This is a genomic window from Brachybacterium sp. p3-SID1565, assembly GCF_025143785.1.
Taxonomy (GTDB): Bacteria; Actinomycetota; Actinomycetes; order Actinomycetales; family Dermabacteraceae; genus Brachybacterium; species Brachybacterium epidermidis.
Map to the genome: position 1 here is coordinate 1 of NZ_JAMBDS010000040.1, position 18,373 is coordinate 18,373.

Below are 18,373 nucleotides of genomic sequence, written 5' to 3' on the forward strand. Positions count from 1 at the left end.
GGGCCGCTCGAGGGACCCGGCGTCGGGGGCGGGGGGGGGCGCGCCCGGGCCGCCCCGCCAGCGGCGGCCGCGGCTCGGGGCGCCGCGGGGCCTCCAGCGGGGTGGAGCGTCGGAAGATCCCGCTGTCCAAGCGGCTGCGACGGGACTGGCCGCTGCTGATGATGGTGCTGCCCGCCGTCGCGCTGATGGTCGTGTTCATGTATGTGCCGATGTTCGGCAACATCATCGCCTGGCAGCATTACTCGCCGTACGTGGCGCTGTTCGAGAACCCCTGGGCGGGCTGGGACAACTTCGCGCGCGTGTTCCGCACCCCCGCCTTCTGGGACGCGGTGGTCAACACCCTGATGATCACCGGCTTCCAGCTGGTCTTCTTCTTCCCGGTGCCGATCGCTCTGGCCCTGCTGCTGAACTCGGTGCTGACCCCGTGGATCCGCACCACCATCCAGTCCATCGTGTACCTGCCCCACTTCTTCTCGTGGGTGCTGGTGGTGACGATCTTCCAGCAGATCCTCGGCGGGGCGGGCCTGATCAACCGGCTCCTGCGCGCCAACGGCATGGAGCCGATCGAGATCATGACCAACCCGGACACCTTCCTGCTGCTGGTCACCTCCCAGGCCGTGTGGAAGGACGCCGGCTGGGGCATGATCATCTTCCTGGCCGCGCTCAGCACCATCGACCCCTCGCAGTACGAGGCGGCTGCGGTGGACGGCGCGGGCAAGTGGCGCCGCATGTGGTCGATCACCTTGCCCGCCATCCGGCCCACCATCATCCTGCTGCTGATCCTGCGCCTGGGCGATGCCCTCACCGTCGGCTTCGAGCAGCTGATCCTCCAGCGCGGCGCCGTCGGCCCCGGAGCGGCCGAGGTGCTGGACACCTACGTGTACTACCAGGGCGTCATCGGCGGTGACTGGTCCTACGCGGCTGCCGCCGGCCTGATCAAGGGCGTCGTCTCGCTGCTGCTGGTGCTGGGTGCCAACAAGCTCGCCCACGCCTTCGGCGAGGCGGGCGTCTACCGGAGGGAGACGAAATGACCGCCACCTCGCCCGGTTCCGGCTTCGCCGACCAGTCCCCGCCTCTCGCACAGGAGGCCGACGGCCGTACCACCGCGCCCACCACGGGTGGCTGGCTGGGACGGCGTGGCGGCCCCCTGAAGAAGGGTCCCGGCAAGGCGCTGCGCCCCGCCTGGGACGAGGAGCCCACGATCCTGGAGAAGGTCGGGAAGGTACTGGTCCTGGGGCTGATCGTGCTGGCCGTGCTGCTGCCGCTGTACACCGTGGTGCTCACGTCCCTGTCCAGCGATGCCACCATCAACCAGGCCGGCGGCATGGTGCTGATCCCCGGGGAGCTCACCCTCGCGGCCTACAGCTCCATCCTCTCCGGCGGGGTGGTCACCAAGTCGATCCTGGTGAGCATCGGCGTGACCGCCGTCGGCACCCTGCTGTCCACCGTGGTCTCGGTGATGGCGGCCTACGGGCTCAGCCGCACCGACTCCCTGCTTCACCGGCCGATCCTGTTCCTGTTCATCATCACGATGTTCTTCTCGGCCGGCATGATCCCCACCTACCTGGTGGTCTCGGGCCTGGGGCTCATCGACTCCTACCTGGCGCTGATCCTGCCCGGCGCGGTCTCGGCCTTCAACATCCTGATCCTGCGTGCCTTCTTCATGGGCATCGACCCCGGGATCCTGGAGGCCGCGCGCATCGACGGTGCGGGCGAGTTCCGCATCCTCGCCACCATCGTGCTCCCCATGTCCACCGCCGTGATCGCCGTGGTGGCGCTGTTCTACGGCGTGGGCTACTGGAACGCGTTCTTCAACGCCATGCTGTACCTGCAGGACAGCGGCAAGTGGCCCCTGCAGATGGTGCTGCGCTCCTACGTGCTGGAGGGCGTGGAGCTGCCCGGCTCCGAGCTCACCCCGGCCGGCGTGGGCAGTGCGCAGCGTCCCTCCAGCCTCGCGGTGAAGATGGCGATCGTGGTCTTCGCGCTGGTGCCGATCCTGATGGTCTACCCGTTCGTGCAGAAGCACTTCACCAAGGGCGTCATCTTCGGGGCGATCAAGGGGTGATCCTGGAGGGAGCACGGATCCGGCGGGACTACGGTTGAGGCATGGACTGGTCCGCTCTCGCCAACTTCGCCCTCGTGCTGCTGTTCGTGGTGATCGGCGGCGTGTTCGCCGGCACCGAGATGGCGATCGTGAACCTGCGCGAATCGCAGATCAAGCAGCTGGAGGAGAGCGGTCCGCGCGGGGAGGGCACCGCCCGCCTGGTGCGCAACCCCAACCTGTTCCTCTCCGCCGTGCAGATCGGCGTGACGGTGGCCGGATTCTTCTCCTCCGCCTACGGCGCCTCCACCATCGCCCCCTCCCTGGTGCCGCCCCTGGTGGGCGCGGGCCTGAGCGAATCCACCGCGAGCACGGTCGCCCTGATCGGCATGACGCTGGTGATCGCGTTCCTGTCGCTGGTGTTCGGGGAACTGGTGCCCAAGCGGCTGGCCATGCAGAACGCCCTGGCGATGACCCGGATCGTGGGCCCGCCGCTGAGCGTGTTCGGCAGGCTGATGCGCCCGGTGATCTGGCTGCTCTCGGCCTCCACCAACCTGGTGGTGCGGATCCTGGGCGGTGACCCGGATGCCGACCGCGAGGCCGTCTCCGCCGAGGAGATCCGCTCCATGGTGCGCACCTCCGACGCCCTGGACCAGGCCGAGTCGCGGGTGCTGGCCGATGTGTTCGACGCCTCCGAGCGCACCGTGGTGGAGGTGATGCGGCCCCGCCCGCAGGTGCACTTCCTGAACGGCGGCGACACCGTGGCCGAGGTGCGCGAGGAGATCCGCTCCACCAGCTACTCCCGCTACCCGGTCACCGGGGAGGACGTGGACGACGTGCTGGGCTTCGCCCACGTGCGCGACATGATGCTGGTGGACGACCCGAGCGCCGTGCGCCTGCGGGACCTGGCCCGGCCCATCGAGCACATCCCCGGCACCGTCGAGGTGCTGCGAGCCCTCAACCGGATGCGGGCCCAGGCCCAGCAGATCGCCGTGGTTGTCGACGAGTACGGCGGGACCGACGGGATCGTCACCCTCGAGGACCTGCTCGAGGAGCTGGTGGGGGAGATCTACGACGAGTTCGACGCCGACGCCTGGTCCCCCAGCAACCCGGACCGCCTGGCTGTGCCCGGAGGGGACATCGACGGCGGCCTGATCCTGCAGGAGTTCGAGTCGCAGACGGGCATAGCCCTGCCCGACACCGGCGGCTACGAGACCGTGGGCGGCTACGTCATGGCGCAGCTGGGCCGCATCGCCGCCGTGGGCGACGAGGTCGAGATCGGAGCCGGGGCCGATGAGGCTCGCATCCGCGTCACGGCGATGGACGACCGACGTGTGAAGACAGTGCGGCTGCGCCGCGAGGGCGGAGATGCCGCCCCCCGGCATGGAGATGGGGGCAGCGCCGGGGAGCATCCGGGGGCCTGAGCCAGGAGCCGAGAGGCTACGGGAGCATCACGTCAGGCCGAGCGAAGATGAGCCTCGATGCTCCCGATGAGCACAGGGACGTCTTCTCGCACGGTGGCACGAATTACATCCCCGTTGACCAGCATGTAACCGTGGGCGATGCGGTTCCTCATTCCCCACATCGCCGACCAATCGGATCCGAACAGCGCACGACGCGAGTCCGGCTCGAGCCGCTCCAGTGTTTCGATGGCGGCCGACAACCGCATGCAGATGGCATCGATGGTCACCTGGTCATCGAGATCGCGGGTGGCGTATCTGCTGACGAGCCGCAGGTGGTACAGCGCATCCCCGAGTATTTCCGCGGTCGTTCTGCGGCGCTCGCGCTTCACAGTGGTACCGCCTCTTCGAGAACGCGCTCCTTCAGGTGAGGGGGTAGGGCTGAGTCGGGGGTCAGATCGGTGGATGCCCCGATCAGTGCACTGATCTCCCCCTCGAGCCGACTGAGCTGCATCAGACTGAGCGGGGTTGCCATCGTGAATAGCAGATCGACGTCGGAATCCTGGTCCTCCCTCCCGGTGGCCACCGAGCCGAACACGCGGATGTCGGTGCCACCGACCTCTGAAAGGATCCTCTGGATCTCAGGGCGGGAGTTGCGAAGCCGGCGCGCGAGTGGGCTCGTTCCATGGAATCGCAGAAGTCGTGAGATCTCCGGTTGGCTCCGGCCGGTCTCTTTCGAGATCTGCGACTGGGTCATGCCGTTGCGCGATGCCTCGCGGACGGCTGCGACCAGACGCTGGCGTGCGGCGCGCACCGCCTCGTCACTCTCACGGGCGATCTCAGCCAAGGACGACATGAACGAAGTATAGCAATTGCTATTGACTTGCCGTCGGCGGGGCGCTCCAGCCCGGTGCAGCCCGTTTCCCCCTCGGGGACCACCCGGTCGGGGCGTGACCAGGTCACGGCGTTATGCTCGATGCATCCCCCCGTCGACTTCCAGGAGGCTCTCCATGGCACGCACCACCACCTTCGCCGAACTTCTCGTCACCCAGCTGCGGGACATGGGGGTGGAGCGCATCTACGGAGTGGTGGGCGACTCGCTGAACCCTGTGGTGGACGCGGTGCGCAAGACCAAGGGCATCGACTGGGTGCACGTGCGCAACGAGGAGGCCGGAGCCTTCGCCGCCGGCGCCGAGGCCCGCGTGACCGGGAAGCTCGCCGTGTGCGCCGGCTCCTGTGGGCCGGGCAACACCCACCTGGTCCAGGGTCTGTTCGACGCCCACCGCGACAACGCTCCCGTCCTCGCGATCGCCTCCCACATCCCCAGCGCCAAGATCGGCACCGGCTTCTTCCAGGAGACCCATCCGGAGACCCTGTTCCGCGAGTGCTCTCACTACTGCGAGATGATCAACTCCGGCCAGCACGGCGCCACCCTGCTGCACATCGCCGCCCAGACCGCCCTCGCCAAGCAGGGCGTCTCGGTGCTGGTGCTGCCCGGCGACATCGCCGACGAGGAGGTCTCCGGCCCCCTCACCCGCGACCTGGCCACCGAGTTCGGCGCCGTGCAGCCCGCACCCGGGCCGGTCGGCCGTCTGGCCGAGCTGATCGACCAGGCCGACAAGGTCACCCTGTTCGTCGGCGCCGGGGTGAAGGACGCCCGCGAGGAGGTGCTCGCGCTGGCCGGGGCGCTGAAGGCGCCGATCGGTCACGCCTTCGGCGGCAAGGAGATCATCCAGTACGACAACCCCTACGACGTGGGGATGAGCGGCCTGCTGGGCTATGGCGCCTGCTACGAGGCCATGCACGAGGCCGATCTGGTGATCCTGCTGGGCACCGACTTCCCCTACAGCGAGTTCCTGCCCGAGCCCGACGACGCCAAGCTGGTCCAGATCGACGCCGACGCCACCCGCCTGGGCCGCCGCGCGCCCCTGGACCTCGCCCTGCACGGCGACGTGGCCCTGACCATCCAGGCCTTGATGCCGCTGATCAAGGTGAAGAAGAGCAAGCGGTTCCTCTCCAAGATGCTCAAGCAGCACCACAAGGCCCTCACCGGGGCGGTCGCGGCGTACACCAGGAACGTCGAGAAGATGACCCCGATCCACCCCGAGTACGTGGCCTCCGTGCTGGACGAGGTCGCCGATGATGATGCGATCTTCACCGTGGACACCGGGATGTGCAACGTATGGGGCGCCCGCTACATCACCCCCAACGGCAAGCGCCGGCTGTTCGGCTCCTGGCACCACGGCACCATGGCCAACGCCCTGCCGCAGGCCATCGGCGCCTCCGCCGCGTTCCCGGACCGCCAGGTGATCTCCATGAGCGGCGACGGCGGCCTGAGCATGCTGATGGGTGAGCTGCTCACCGTGAAGCTGCACCAGCTGAACACCAAGATCCTCGTTTTCAACAACTCCAGTCTGGGCATGGTGAAGCTGGAGATGATGGTGGGGGGCATCCCTGACTTCGAGACCGACCACGAGCACGTCGACTTCGCCGCTATCGCCCAGGGCGCAGGGATCCCCTCGGTGCGGATCACCGACCCGAGGAAGCTGAAGAAGGAGCTCGCGGCGGCGCTGGCCACCCCCGGGCCGATGCTGATCGACGTGGTCACCGATCCCGACGCACTCTCGATGCCGCCGAAGATCACCGCGCAGCAGGTCCGCGGGTTCGCCATCGCCTCCACCAAGGTCGTCCTCGGCGGTGGCGTGGGCAGGATGGTGGACATGGCAGCCAGCAATATCCGCAACATCCCGCGCTGATCAGCACAGCCGGCGGGGGTGAGTAAGCGCCCTCTGTGGTGGACCTTGCACTCCGGCGCACCTGCACGCCCTAGGATAAAGAGGGCGAACCGTCTGCTTGTTCAATGATGGCGGGCCGTTGCGCGCCCCGCCATGCAGACGGTGCGAAGGTACGTCAGAGATGCGAGGAAAGGGCCATGGCGTGACGATCGAGGACTTCCTGCGTCTACTGCTGCGCAATGCGGTGCTGCTGATCCTGCTGACTGTGCTGGGTGCGGCGGCCGGTTACGGCTTCTCCTACACGAAGGCGCCGGTCTACCAGGCCAGCGCACTCGGCTTCGTTCGGGGTGCCTCCGGCGCTGGCAACGATCCGATGAACTCCACTCAGGGGCAGTACTCCAAGGCCCAGTTCTACCTGCCGCTGTTCCAGACCCGCGCAGTGGGCCAGACCATTGTCGACGAACTCGGCATGGACGCGAGCCCCGATGCGGTGGCCGGGTCTCTGGCCACCTCGCTGGACCCGAACGCGCCGATCATCACCGTGACCGCCTCGGCCGCCAGCCCGGAGGACGCCAGCGCCATCGCCAATGCGTCCATCGAGGCGGTGGCCGCGGAAGCCGAGATGCTCGAGCCCGGCAACGGTGACCGGCTGGTGCCGTACCAATCGGCCATCACCCCCGGTGCCCCGTCGTCCCCCGACCGTGAGAAGTACCTGATGGTGGGGGCCGCAGCCGGCCTGCTCGCCGCGATGGCACTGGCTGTACTGCGCAGCCGTAACGACTCGCGACTGCGCACGGTGGACCAGCTCACCGATCAGTTGCACGTTCCCGTCCTCGGCGTTCTGCCCGACATGAAGGACTTCACCCGGTCCAAGTCCGGTACGCTGCCGGAACCCAAGACCTTCCAGTCCCGTGAGGCACTGCGAAAGCTGCGCACCAACCTGCGGTTCGTGGACGTCGACAACCCTCCCCGCTCCATCGTCATCACCTCCAGCGCGCCCGCCGAGGGCAAGTCGGTGGTCTCGGCGAACCTCGCCCGGGTGATCGCCGGGACCGGCCAGCCCACCCTGCTGATCGACGCAGACCTGCGTCGCCCCCAGGTGGCCAAGGAGTTCGGGATCGACGGTGGCGTGGGCCTGTCCCAGCTGCTGGCCGGGGCCGTCTCCCTCGATGACGTGATCCATGAGGTGCCCGGGAGCCTGCTGTCGGTGCTGCCGGCCGGGCAGATCCCGCCGAACCCCTCGGAGCTGTTGGGATCGCGACGCATGCAGGCCATGATCCGTGAGCTCGGCCGCCACTACTTCGTGGTGATCGACGCCCCGCCGGTGCTTGCGGTGACGGATGCCCAGCTGCTCACCCGCCACGCCGACGGTGCGGTGCTGGTGGCGGTGGCCGGCCGCACCCGCGTCGAAGGCCTGAGCCGGGCCGTCGAGGCGATCGAGAAGGTCGCCGGCACCGTCTTCGGTGTGGTGCTGAACCGTGCCTCCACCAGCCGCCTGAAGCGCATCGCCTACGGAGACGCCGAGTACGGCTACTCCCCTTACGGCGACGGCTCCAAGCGGTACGCCTACGGCTCCGCCAACGGATGGGAGACCGGGCCGCAGGCCGAGCTGGAGGTCCCCGATGATGTAGTGACTGCGCCGGTTCCCGAGGCCCTCGTCGTCGAGGCGGGGGAGACCCCGGCCGCCCCGGCCAGGTCGCGCCATCGCGGGGGCCGGCGCTCCGTCCCCCCGGAGGAGACCACCCAGCTGCCCGGCCACGGGGCCAGCACCGCGCGCCGCTGGCCTGCAGCCGGTGACGGCAGCACCGGGCAGGACGGCCGGAAGTGACCTCCCGGCTCGGTGCGGTGATCCCCGTGCACGGGCCGATCGAGCCTGTCCTGCCTCTACTTAACTCGCTGGTAGGCGGGAGCACGCCGTCAGATGGAAGGCCCGCCCTGGTGGTGGTCGTGGATGATGCCACCGCCGAGCCGGTGGACCCCAATGCCCTTCCCCCGGGCGTGGAGCTGGTGCGCCGCGCCACCAACGGGGGCTTCGGGGCCGCTGTCAACACCGGTCTTGACCGGCTCGCCCGGGAGGGCCTGGACCTGGCCCTGGTGTTGAACTCCGATCTGCGGGTCCCCGACGGCTTCGTTCGTGACCTGGTTGCCCATGCCCAGCCGTGGCAGCCGGCCGTCGTTGGCTGCCGTGCCGAGGGGCCCGACGGGATCTCCGGTCACTCCGCACGGTATTTCCCTACCGCCTCCCACCAGATCATCGAGTGGCTGGTACCGCTGGCCTCCCAGCGTCACCGCGACGTGCTGCACCGTGCGGTGGGTCACGACATGGCAGCGGAGCGCGGCACGGGCATCATACCTGTGGACTGGGTGAGCGGAGCCGTGATGCTGCTGCCACTGACCCAGGTGCGTGAGGTGGGGGGCCTGGACGAGCTGTACTTCATGTATGCCGAGGAGGTCGACCTCCAGCGCCGCCTTCGCGCGGTCGGGGTGCCTTCGCTCTACGACGCCGACCTCACCGTCACCCACGTGGGCGGCGGATCCTCCGGCGGTGAGGCCCGCCGACGGCAGTGGCTCGTGGCTGGCCGCGATCGCTACGCGCGGTTGCACGGGCGCCCCCGCACCCTTCGTACGGGTCTGCGTGCCGCCACCCTCGCCAATCTCGCCTGGAACACCGGGCGCAGAGTGGCTGGGCGGGACGTCGCTCCCTTGGCTGCGTTCCGCGAGCAGTGGGGCGTCATCTCCGATGCGGCTCGAGGAACCGTCGCCGAGAGGAACCGACGATGAACGCCACCGGTAGGACCAGCGCCACCGTTCCCCGGAAGATTGTGCTGGTCACTCCTACCTTCCACGACTACGCCACCAGCATCGCGCAGGCCTTCGAGCGGGCGGGGCATGAGGTGGTGACCGTGCGCTATGACGATTATGTGACCGTGAAGGACAAGGCGCGCCTGAAGGCCACCGTGGAGTTGCCCAGCAAGCTGCGCCTGCCCGGTGACCATGCCGGCCGCGAACGCCGCCGGGTCACGGACTCTGTGCTGAGCGACCTCACCGCCGCCCGCCCGGACGGTGTGGTGGTGATCAAGGGGGACATGCTGGATGACCGCTTCTGGTCCCACCTTGATGCCCACCGCGTCCCGCGGATCCTGTGGCTGTACGACGACCTGCACCGCCACCCGTACAGCCCTGAGTTCCTGGCACAGCTCGGGCCGGTGGTCTCCTACTCCGAGTCCGAGGCTGCGATGCTGCGGGAGCAGCACGGGGTCGATGCCACCTGGGTGCCGGATGCCTTCGACCCGCACCGTGCACAGCCCACCGGTCGCCGAGTCGACCGGATCGCTTTCGTGGGCGCTGCCCACGCCGACAGGGTGCGGATCCTGCAGGATCTCACCGATCGCGGCCTGCCGGTGCATGCCTGGGGCCGGGACTTCTCGCACCACCCCGTGGACCGGCTGCGCACCTGGGGCTGGAAGCGCCCCTTGATCCCCGCTTCTCGCGACATCCCGCTCACCGAGGCATACCTGGTGGTGGGGGAGTCGTCGGCCTCGGTGAACATCCACGGCCCGCAGACTGACCACCCGATGCGCACGTTCGAGGTGCCTGGCATGGCCGGGGTGTCCCTCGAGGACCGCGCGTCGGTGGCCCGGTTCTACGATGTGGGGTCTGAGGTGGAGGTGTGGACCGACGTCGATCACCTCGCTGAGCTGTGTGAACGTTCCCGGAAGGACCGCGTGTGGTCCGAAGGGCTGCGGGAGAAGGGCAGGGCCCGCAGTTTGGCGGAGCACACGTTCGACCATCGGATCACGGAGGTGGACGCACTATGGCGCTAAAGTACCCACGATCGATGGAGGACTGGGCGGCCTGGCAGGCATCCCGTCAGCGCATGCGCCGAGCCAAGCACCGCGTGGCCGGCGCGGTGGACAGTCTGCGCGGCGCCGAGCCGGAGATCCCCCGCGTCACCCTGTACCGCCGGGTCTCGGCCGACGGGGACCTGCTGGTGGAGGACGGCCGCACCAAGCCCCTGCTGATCGCCCTGGACTCCGCGTCCCCCACCTCGATCGCCTCCGTGGCCGACGTGATCCCCTATACCCGCGGTGACGTGGCGGTGCTGGCCCCCAAGGGTGTGGAGGTGGAACTGCCCGGTGCGGAGGACTGGTCCCGGCGTGATCTCCCCGCCGATGTGGGCGCCGTGCTCACCTCCGTGGACCCGTACGCCGTGATGAGCCTGGGTGCGCACCTGCGCGCCGGCGCCCTGGCCGACGGTATTGCCCAGAAGCTCGGCGTGCCGCACTACGTGGTCCAGCACGGCGCGCTCACCCCGTACGCCCCGCCGCTACCGGAGAACGCGCACCTGCTGGCCTGGACCCAGGCCGACGCCGACTTCTGGAGGTCTGGGCGCGACGACGTGCAGACCACCGTGGTGGGCTCCCAGCTGCTGTGGCGAGCCGGGCACGAGACCACCGCGGTCCCGGCCGACGCCACTCCCGTGTTCCTGGGCCAGCTGCACGGTGCAGAGCTGCCGCGCTGGGTGACCGGCGGGGCAGCACAGAAGTTCTGCCTCCAGCACGATGCGATGTACCGTCCCCACCCCTCCGAGACGGACGTGCTCTCGCGCCTGCAGCATCAGGTGTGGCAGAGGCGAGGCATCGAGTTCGCTCCCACCGATGTGCCGCTGCGGCAGGTGGCGGAGCCGGTAGTCGCGGTGTTCTCCACCGGCATCCTCGAGGCCGCAGCCCGCGGCGGGCCAGCCTGGGCCTACGCGCCGCGCGCCCCACGCTGGGTGCACGAGTTCTGGGAGCGCTACGGCATGAAGCCCTACGGCGGAGACCCCACCCCGGCCCTGCCCATCGGCACCGGGGAGCCGGCCGTCGCTATTGCGGGTCTGGTCGATCCACTCCCGGGTGAGGAGCCGGGCCCGTCGGCCGGCCCCGGAGGTGCTGAGTGAGTGTGCTGTGCGTGATCCCGGCGCGCGGCGGTTCCAAGGGGATCCCCCGCAAGAACCTGTTGCCCGTGGGTGGCAAGCCACTGATTGCCTGGACGATCGCCCAGGCCCTGGCCACCACCGAGGAGTCGGACCTGATCGTCGCTGTCTCCACGGAGGACGAGGAGATCGGCCGCGTGGCCCGTGAACACGGCGCCCGCGTGATCGAGCGACCCGTTGAACTGGCACAGGACACCACCGCTACCGAGCCGGTGCTGCTGCACGCCATGGACGTCGCCGAAGCGCAGGGGATCGACTTGGAGGCCGTGATGCTGCTGCAGGCCACCTCACCCGTGCGCCTGCCCGGCACCCTGGACCGGGCCGTCGCGCAGTTCCGCGACAGCGGCTGCGATTCCCTGATCGGCGTGCTGCCGCAGTCGCCGTTCTTTTGGCACCTGCCGCAGACGGACGGTGAGCAGCCCCGGGCTGACTACGACTGGACGGCGCGCCCACGCCGGCAGGACCTCACCGTCGGCCAGCACCACTACTTCGAGAACGGGAGCCTGTACGTCACGGCCCCCCACGTGTACCGAGAGACCCGAAACCGTATTGGCGGCCGCATCTCCCTGTTCGTGCTCGACGAGCTCGAAGGGGTCGATATCGACACCGAGGCGGACGTCGCGGCAGCCGAGCGCATGCTCGCACGCACCGGATGGAGCACCACCGCATGATCCTTGACCGTCACCCCGCAGGCTTCGTCGCCTCCGATCAGGACTCGGTACTGGCCGCGCTGCAGAAGATCAGCGCCAACCAGTCCCGCATCGTCTTCCTGGTGGACGAGCAAGGCACCGTCACCGGATCCCTGTCCGACGGGGACGTGCGCCGCTGGCTGATCTCCGAGACCGCACCGGACTTGAGCCGGGCTGCCGGCTCGATCGCCAACCGCTCCTTCCTCTCGGTCTCCGAGGGCACTCCGCTGGCGGAGGTGAGCACCCTGATCCGCCCCGGGGTGGACCGCATCCCGGTGCTGGACGAGCGTGGCCGACTGGTCGCGGTCGCCAGCCCCGGTATGGCCACGGTGCGCATCGGGGACCGGCAGATCGGTGAGGGCCAGCCCTCGTACATCATCGGCGAGATCGGCAACAACCATCAGGGAGACCTGCAGCTCGCCAAGGCCCTGGTGGACCACTGCGTGGACGCCGGCGTGGACTGCGTGAAGTTCCAGCTGCGCGACATGGCCTCCCTGTACCGCTCCGGCTCCAGCGAGAGCGCCGAGGAGGATTTGGGCCCCCAGTACACGATGAACCTGCTGGCCCAGTTCTCCCTGAGCGCAGACGACATGCTGCGGGCGCTGGACCACTGCGCCGAGCGGGGCGTGGACGCCATCTGCACCCCCTGGGACCTCACAAGCGCCGACGTGCTGCACGAGTACGGCCTGCCCGGGTACAAGATCGCCTCCGCCGATCTCACCAACGATGAACTGCTGCACCACGTGGCGGCCTTCGGCGACCCGATGATCGTCTCCACCGGCATGAGCACCGAACAGGAGATCCGGGGTGCGGTCCAGGTGATCCGCTCGCACGGCACCCCGTACGTGCTGCTGCAGTGCCAGTCCACCTACCCCGCCCCCTACAAGGACGTGAACCTGCGGTACATGGACCGCCTGGCCCGCATCGGCGAATCACCCGTGGGGTACAGCGGCCACGAGCGCGGCTGGCATGTGGCCGTGGCCGCCGCTGCCCGCGGCGCCCATGTGATCGAGAAGCACGTGACGGTGGACAAGTCCCTGGAGGGCAACGACCACAAGGTGTCCCTGCTGCCCGGGGAGCTCGCGCAGATGGTGCGGGAGATCCGTGAGGTGGAGGAGGCGCTGGGCAGCGACCGGCCCCGCGAGGTCTCCACCGGTGAGCTGATGAACCGCGTGAACCTGGCGAAGTCCCTGGTGGCGGCGAAGGACCTGCTGCCCGGCGACACCGTGCGCGCGGAGGACGTGGAGGTCAAGAGCCCCGGTCGTGGCCTGCAGCCCAACCGCCTGGACGACCTGGTGGGCCGGGTGCTGCACCGCGCCGTGGCCGCCGGTGACTTCTTCTACCCCGGCGACCTGGCCGGTGAGGCACAGACGCACCACGACTACACGTTCCGTCGCCCCTGGGGCCTGCCGGTGCGGTACCACGACGTGCGACCGCTGCTGGAGGTGTCGGACCCGGACTTCCTGGAGTACCACTTCTCCTACAAGGACGTGGAGCTGGACCCGCACTCGTTCTTCGACAAGGGTGAGCGCCTGCCGCAGTTCTTCACCACCCATGCTCCTGACCTGTACGCCGGCGACTTCCTGATCGACCTGGCCAGCCCCGACGACGCGATCTGGGAGCGGTCCATCCGCGAGGTGCAGAACGTCGTGGACATCACCCGGCAGTTGCGGGAGCACTTCACCTGCGAGCAGGACCCGATCGTGGTGGTCACCATGGGCGGCTTCCTGCCGGACCGGCACGTGCGCCCCGAGGAGCGCCGGCCCATGTACGAGCGGGTGCAGAAGGCCCTGGAGCAGGTGGACGAGGCCGGTGTGCGGCTCACCGCCCAGACCCTCCCGCCGTTCCCGTGGCTGATGGGCGGCCAGCAGTTCCACAACCTGTTCATGGACCCGGAGGACACCGCCTGGTTCTGCGAGACCTACGGGCGCCGCCTCACCCTGGACGTGTCCCACACCAAGCTCGCCGCGAACTTCGCCAAGCGTCCCTTCAGCGAGTACGTGGAGGCGATGGGCCCGCACATCGAGCACCTGCACATCGTGGACGCCGTGGGTGTGGACGGCGAGGGCGTGCAGGTGGGCGAAGGCGAGGTGGACTTCCGTGACCTCGCCGAGCGCCTGGACCGCCTGGCACCGAACGCCCCGTTCATCCCGGAGATCTGGCAGGGCCACGTCAACAACGGAGAGGGCTTCTTCGTGGCCCTGGATCGGCTGCAGGAATGGTTCTGAGCGGAGGGCTCGTCGAGGAGGCGCTCGCGCTGTGGTGCGTGCCCGTCGCCGACCTCGGCGGCGTGGCCCGCCATGTGCTCGACGCCGCCCGTGCCGGGATCCCCGGCTGGCGGCTCGTGGTGCTGTGCCCCGTGGGGCCGCTCGCCGAGGCACTGCACGCCCAGGGCACGCCCGTGGTGACCGGGCCGGTCTCCCCCGCCGACGGCACCGCCGTCGCGGTGCGCACGATCCGCCGCACCCTGCAGCGCCTGCGCCCCGACCTGCTGCACACCCATCTCGCCTTCGCGGACCTCGCCGGGATCGCGGCCGTGACCGGGCTGCGCTCCGGCCGCGGCGAGCGGATCAGTCTGGTTTCCACCGAGCATGGCATCTCCGGGGTGCGCGGCTACTACCAGTCCGGCAACCTGCAGGCCCGGGTGAAGGCCGGTGCGCATCGCGTCCGCCTGCTGCGCACCGATCGCGTGATCGCGGTCAGCGACTCCACCGCCGCGCAGGTCGCGGCGCAGTGGGGGAGCAGTCAGAAGCTCACTGTGATCCGCAACGGCGTCGACGCCCCGCAGCCCACCCCGCAGCCCCGCGCGGGCCTGCGCGTGCTGTCCCTCGCGCGCCTCGCCCCGGAGAAGAACATCGACCAGCTGATGCGCGCCTTCGCCGTCGTCGCTCGCGAACATCCCGAGGCGCGCCTCACGATCGCCGGCCGCGGATCGGAGGAGGGCGCTCTGCGCACCCAGGCCTACTCCCTCCACCTCGAGGACCGGATCGACTTCCCCGGCCATGTGGACGGGAGCGAGGCGCTGCGTTCGCACGACGTGGTCGTCCAGCTCTCCGCCTGGGAGAACCTCTCCTACACGCTGCTGGACGCCGTGGCCCACGGCGTCGGCGTGGTCGCCACCGACGTGGGCGGAAACGGCGAGATCGTGCCCCGGCGGTGCCTGGTGACGCCGGAGGAGGCGCGCTCGCCGGAGTCCGTGGCCGTGCGGATCATCGAGCAGGGGGTCGACCTCGCGGTGCGGCCCGGGCCAGCGGATCGCGGGCTCACGGTCGCGGAGATGACCGCGGCGATCGTGAAGGTGTACCGGGAGGCTGCCGCATGAGCGAATCACGCTTTACCGCGGTCCCCATCTCCGCTCTTGTCAAGGAAGGTGCCGGGCGTGCAGTAAGCAGTATCGGCTCGATCAGGATCCCTGAGCTCGTCCTGTTCGGACTTCTCATTGCGGGCGGTGGACTCCCCATCAGCATGCTGGGTCCGATTCCGGTGGCGCATGTGATTCTGGGGCTGATCTGCGCCTACGGAGTGTTTCAACGACCCACGCGCGACTTCGGGAAGTTCCAGTTGATCGTGCCCGCTCTTGTGCTCGCCCTGTTCTACGTCGGGATGGTCTCGCTGTTCGCCGACCCCTCTGCGTTCGCAGCTGAGTGGCAGGAACGCCTGCTGAGGATGAGCGCCGTGACGGTCATGATGCTGTTCCTGGCCAGCGGCAGGCTCGAGCTGAGGTCGGCACTCCTCGGATGCTTCGTCGTCCTCGTCGTCAACGTCCCACTCTTCTATGCAGGACTTGTCCCTGACACGTACGGCGGTCATCTCACAGGTCTCATCGGGGACAAGAACGCAGCGGGTCTTGCCTATGCGGTCGTCGGCCTGCTCGCGCTCATCACGGTGCGGAGCAGAGGCGCGGTGGCCACGATTGTGTTCGTCAGCCTGGCTGCAACCTGGCTCACTGGATCACGAACATCGATCGCCGCCTTCTCGGCAGGCGCGGCGTGGATCGTCCTCGCGCCCCGCCTTCCTGTGGTCGGGAAGTGGGTGCTCGGAGCGGTGATCGCCTTCACCGTCAACCTGCTCGCGGAGGACTACTCGCAGATCGGGGTGTTCTCCGACCGCGAGGGGAGCGATCTGCTCCGACAGCGGATCGACGCCGCCTCACTCGAGAGGGTTGAGCAGACAGGATTCTTCGGGCAGGGGCTCGGCGAGGCGTATGTGGTCCTCGACGACCGGACGTGGTTCTTCCATAACTCCTATTGGAGTGCCTTGGTAGAAGGCGGCTGGCCGTGGGTGGTTTTTCTCGTGGTCATCTCGGTACTGGTCATGGTCCGTCCATTCAAGGGGCGGGTGCCGGAGAGGCAGTACCTTGCACAAGGGGCTGGGATCGCAGTGCTGATCTGCGCCACCCGACTCGGCGAGGTTTTCTACACCAACGTCTGGGGAATCGCCTTAGGCGCGGGACTCTTCCTGCTATCTGCGAAGCGATCAGGCGACCACCTCGAGGCATCGAGCAAACCGGAGACGACTCTACGAGAGGGGGGTGGATCGTGATCGAGGTGTCGGTGGTGATCTGCGCATTGAACGAGGAGCGGCGTATCGGCCGGCAGCTGGCCGCGCTCGATGCGCAGATCGATGCTCCACCGTTCGAGGTGATCGTGGTCGACAACGGCTCGACTGATGGCACCGTCGCCACCGTGCAGGAGTGGATCCGCTCCTCACCCCATGTCGCCGTCGGTGTGCGGGTCGTCGATGCCTCGAGCGCCCCGGGAATCCCCGCGGCACGGAATGCAGGCGCACGCGCGGCCGATGGCCGGGTGCTTGCCTACTGCGATGCTGACGACGAGGTCCAGCCGGGTTGGGTTGCCGCGATCGCACACGGCGTGAAGGGGACGAGCCTTGCAGGGGGGCGCCTGATCGCCTTCGAACCCGACGGCACCTGCCGGGGTGATCTCTTCAGTGGGCCCGTCACGACAAGCTATCTCCCGCACATCGGTGGCGCCAACTTCGCTCTTGAGCGTAAGACCTATTTCGAAGTGGGAGGGTTCGACGAATCGCTGCCCCGCTACGGGTTTGACGACGTGGACTTCTCCTGGCGAATGCAAGAGGCGGGGCATCAGATCGTCTACCTGCCCGATGCGGTCGTGCACTTCTCGCTGAGCGGCGCTCGGGCCTCGGTGCGTAAGCGTTTTCAGCTCGGCAAAGGACGTGTGCTCATGGCCAAGCGCTTCCCTCGGTACGACCCGGCCGACTACACCCTGCGCTCGACGGCGAGAGATGTCGGGCGGACGGGAAGCCGTCTCCTCCGGACCCTAATCATGCAGCGTCGACTCGACACACGGCTTGCCTCTCAGGCAGTTTCTGCGGTGGGCAGAGCGGTGGGGGCCGTCGTCTATCGCGATGGTGCTCTGCCCCCGCGCCGGCTACTAGACACTCGGTCCGAGCCCAAATGAGCCGGTCCGTACGAGGCAGGGGGCGCGTCTCCCTGGCGATCGCCACCAACAACGGCGACATGGGCGGCGGCGAGGTGATGCTGCTCAACATCGCGACCGCCCTTCGCGGGATGGGGATCGACGTGACAGTGCTGGCGCCCACCACACCGGGGGAACTCCTTGACGAGGCACGGACCAGTGGCTTTGACGTGGTGCCGCTGAAGGCATCGAGCCGCCCCGGGTACATGTGTGCGCTCGCCTCGTGGCGGCTGCGGAACCGTGCCGTGCCGCTGTGGTGCAACGGGTTGGTACCGACCGTCGCGACGACCGGGATGGGACCACGCATCGCCCATCTTCACATCCTCCCGACCGGGATCAATGCCCTGGCAGCGCGTATTGGTCGGCTCGGTGCCACGACGGTCCTGGTCCCTTCGCGATTCATGGCTTCCAGGGTCCGCGGCACGCGCGTACTGGAGAACTGGACCGAGGACATCACTTTCCGTGCCCGAGTGCCTCGTCCTGAAGGACCGCTCCGTGTCGGCTTCCTCGGACGGCTCACGAAGGACAAGGGCGTGCACGTGCTCGCCCACGCAATGGCCGAGGTGATCGCACGGTCGGAGCGCGAGGTGCGCCTGGTCCTCGCCGGCGAGAACAGGTTCGGGGACTCGGCAGATGATCGGGAGATCCATGCCGCGCTCGAGCCCCTCGTGGGGAGTGTGGACCGTCTGGGCTGGGTGCGCCGGGAAGAGTTCTTCGACCAGGTGGACCTGGCGGTGTTCCCCTCCGTCTGGGAGGAGCCGTTCGGGCTCGTCGCCGCAGAGGCGATGGCACAGGGCGTGCCGTTCGTGATCTCGGATGCAGGGGCGCTCCCAGAGGTGGTCGGCCCCGCCCACCCCTGGGTTGCAGGTCGAGGCGACGAGGGAGCACTGGCGGAGATGATCCTGGCGCTGATCGGCGAACTCGACGAGGGCGGAGTGCAGCGCGGTGCCCGTCGCCGATGGGAGGAGCGCTTCTCGCCGGCCGCCGGGGCAGGGCGCGTGGCAGAGCTCCTGCTCGACCTCGGACAGGCTGCAGGCACCAGGAGAGCAGGAGGCAGACGTGACGTATGACCCC

At 68.7% G+C, this 18,373-nt stretch carries 16 protein-coding genes; 14 read left to right on the plus strand and 2 right to left on the minus strand.

Annotated elements, in window-relative coordinates:
• The 3 genes from M4D54_RS10040 to M4D54_RS10050 all read left to right on the plus strand — a co-directional run.
• Positions 1 to 1,031 (plus strand): ABC transporter permease (locus M4D54_RS10040; RefSeq protein WP_396121488.1); only part of this gene is annotated, 1,031 nt, incomplete at its 5' end.
• Complete coding sequence (locus M4D54_RS10045; RefSeq protein ID WP_259891218.1) at positions 1,028 to 2,065, plus strand: carbohydrate ABC transporter permease; 1,038 nt, start codon at positions 1,028 to 1,030, stop codon at positions 2,063 to 2,065. The genes M4D54_RS10040 and M4D54_RS10045, both read left to right, overlap by 4 nt.
• Positions 2,066 to 2,106: 41 nt before the next feature.
• Positions 2,107 to 3,465: a hemolysin family protein gene (locus tag M4D54_RS10050; protein ID WP_259891219.1), complete on the plus strand. Its 1,359-nt coding sequence runs from the start codon at positions 2,107 to 2,109 to the stop codon at positions 3,463 to 3,465.
• 32 nt (positions 3,466 to 3,497) lie between these two features.
• Here M4D54_RS10050 and M4D54_RS10055 read toward each other — a convergent pair whose 3' ends face one another.
• Entirely contained in the window at positions 3,498 to 3,833 is a 336-nt protein-coding gene (locus tag M4D54_RS10055; protein WP_193865121.1) for a DUF86 domain-containing protein, read from the minus strand.
• Positions 3,830 to 4,297, minus strand: a complete 468-nt coding sequence (locus M4D54_RS10060; RefSeq protein ID WP_193865122.1) for a nucleotidyltransferase domain-containing protein — start codon at positions 4,295 to 4,297, stop codon at positions 3,830 to 3,832. Before M4D54_RS10060 ends, M4D54_RS10055 begins: the two co-directional genes overlap by 4 nt.
• A gap of 154 nt (positions 4,298 to 4,451) precedes the next feature.
• On the opposite strand from M4D54_RS10060, the gene M4D54_RS10065 reads away from it, so the two are divergent.
• The 11 genes from M4D54_RS10065 to M4D54_RS10115 all read left to right on the plus strand — a co-directional run bounded on the left by M4D54_RS10065 (position 4,452) and on the right by M4D54_RS10115 (position 18,369).
• On the plus strand, positions 4,452 to 6,197 hold the full coding sequence (locus M4D54_RS10065; protein ID WP_259891221.1) for a pyruvate dehydrogenase: 1,746 nt from the start codon (positions 4,452 to 4,454) through the stop codon (positions 6,195 to 6,197).
• A 181-nt stretch (positions 6,198 to 6,378) separates the two neighbouring features.
• The gene (locus M4D54_RS10070; RefSeq protein WP_259891223.1) at positions 6,379 to 8,004 is read left to right on the plus strand and encodes a polysaccharide biosynthesis tyrosine autokinase; all 1,626 of its coding nucleotides are present in this window, start codon (positions 6,379 to 6,381) and stop codon (positions 8,002 to 8,004) included.
• Complete coding sequence (locus M4D54_RS10075) at positions 8,001 to 8,957, plus strand: glycosyltransferase family 2 protein (protein ID WP_259891225.1); 957 nt, start codon at positions 8,001 to 8,003, stop codon at positions 8,955 to 8,957. Before M4D54_RS10070 ends, M4D54_RS10075 begins: the two co-directional genes overlap by 4 nt.
• On the plus strand, positions 8,954 to 10,000 hold the full coding sequence (locus M4D54_RS10080; RefSeq protein WP_259891228.1) for a glycosyltransferase: 1,047 nt from the start codon (positions 8,954 to 8,956) through the stop codon (positions 9,998 to 10,000). The genes M4D54_RS10075 and M4D54_RS10080 overlap by 4 nt, the downstream gene beginning before the upstream one ends.
• Before the next feature lie 53 nt (positions 10,001 to 10,053).
• Complete coding sequence (locus M4D54_RS10085) at positions 10,054 to 11,115, plus strand: hypothetical protein (protein ID WP_259891230.1); 1,062 nt, start codon at positions 10,054 to 10,056, stop codon at positions 11,113 to 11,115.
• A complete protein-coding gene (locus M4D54_RS10090) occupies positions 11,112 to 11,822 on the plus strand; it encodes a cytidylyltransferase domain-containing protein (RefSeq protein ID WP_259790169.1) in 711 nt (236 codons plus the stop codon). The genes M4D54_RS10085 and M4D54_RS10090 overlap by 4 nt, the downstream gene beginning before the upstream one ends.
• Positions 11,819 to 14,068: an N-acetylneuraminate synthase family protein gene (locus tag M4D54_RS10095; RefSeq protein WP_259891231.1), complete on the plus strand. Its 2,250-nt coding sequence runs from the start codon at positions 11,819 to 11,821 to the stop codon at positions 14,066 to 14,068. Before M4D54_RS10090 ends, M4D54_RS10095 begins: the two co-directional genes overlap by 4 nt.
• Positions 14,059 to 15,162 (plus strand): glycosyltransferase family 4 protein, encoded by a 1,104-nt coding sequence (locus M4D54_RS10100; protein ID WP_259891234.1) that lies wholly within the window; start codon positions 14,059 to 14,061, stop codon positions 15,160 to 15,162. The genes M4D54_RS10095 and M4D54_RS10100 overlap by 10 nt, the downstream gene beginning before the upstream one ends.
• Positions 15,159 to 16,382 carry an ABC transporter permease gene (locus tag M4D54_RS10105; protein ID WP_259891236.1) on the plus strand — a complete coding sequence of 408 codons (1,224 nt, stop codon included), beginning with the start codon at positions 15,159 to 15,161 and terminating at the stop codon, positions 16,380 to 16,382. Before M4D54_RS10100 ends, M4D54_RS10105 begins: the two co-directional genes overlap by 4 nt.
• Entirely contained in the window at positions 16,379 to 17,281 is a 903-nt protein-coding gene (locus M4D54_RS10110) for a glycosyltransferase family 2 protein (RefSeq protein WP_259891238.1), read from the plus strand. Before M4D54_RS10105 ends, M4D54_RS10110 begins: the two co-directional genes overlap by 4 nt.
• On the plus strand, positions 17,278 to 18,369 hold the full coding sequence (locus M4D54_RS10115) for a glycosyltransferase family 4 protein (protein WP_259891240.1): 1,092 nt from the start codon (positions 17,278 to 17,280) through the stop codon (positions 18,367 to 18,369). The genes M4D54_RS10110 and M4D54_RS10115 overlap by 4 nt, the downstream gene beginning before the upstream one ends.
• Positions 18,370 to 18,373: the final 4 nt, after the last annotated feature.

Bases quoted from the DNA above. Each gene is read 5' to 3' on its own strand.
- M4D54_RS10085 (WP_259891230.1), top strand. From the start codon at position 10,054: ATGCGCCGAGCCAAGCACCGCGTGGCCGGCGCGGTGGACAGTCTGCGC.
- M4D54_RS10080 (WP_259891228.1), top strand. From the start codon at position 8,954: ATGAACGCCACCGGTAGGACCAGCGCCACCGTTCCCCGGAAGATTGTG.
- M4D54_RS10045 (WP_259891218.1), top strand. From the start codon at position 1,028: ATGACCGCCACCTCGCCCGGTTCCGGCTTCGCCGACCAGTCCCCGCCT.
- M4D54_RS10115 (WP_259891240.1), top strand. From the start codon at position 17,278: ATGAGCCGGTCCGTACGAGGCAGGGGGCGCGTCTCCCTGGCGATCGCC.
- M4D54_RS10100 (WP_259891234.1), top strand. From the start codon at position 14,059: ATGGTTCTGAGCGGAGGGCTCGTCGAGGAGGCGCTCGCGCTGTGGTGC.
- M4D54_RS10065 (WP_259891221.1), top strand. From the start codon at position 4,452: ATGGCACGCACCACCACCTTCGCCGAACTTCTCGTCACCCAGCTGCGG.
- M4D54_RS10105 (WP_259891236.1), top strand. From the start codon at position 15,159: ATGAGCGAATCACGCTTTACCGCGGTCCCCATCTCCGCTCTTGTCAAG.
- M4D54_RS10050 (WP_259891219.1), top strand. From the start codon at position 2,107: ATGGACTGGTCCGCTCTCGCCAACTTCGCCCTCGTGCTGCTGTTCGTG.
- M4D54_RS10060 (WP_193865122.1), bottom strand. From the start codon at position 4,297: ATGTCGTCCTTGGCTGAGATCGCCCGTGAGAGTGACGAGGCGGTGCGC.
- M4D54_RS10095 (WP_259891231.1), top strand. From the start codon at position 11,819: ATGATCCTTGACCGTCACCCCGCAGGCTTCGTCGCCTCCGATCAGGAC.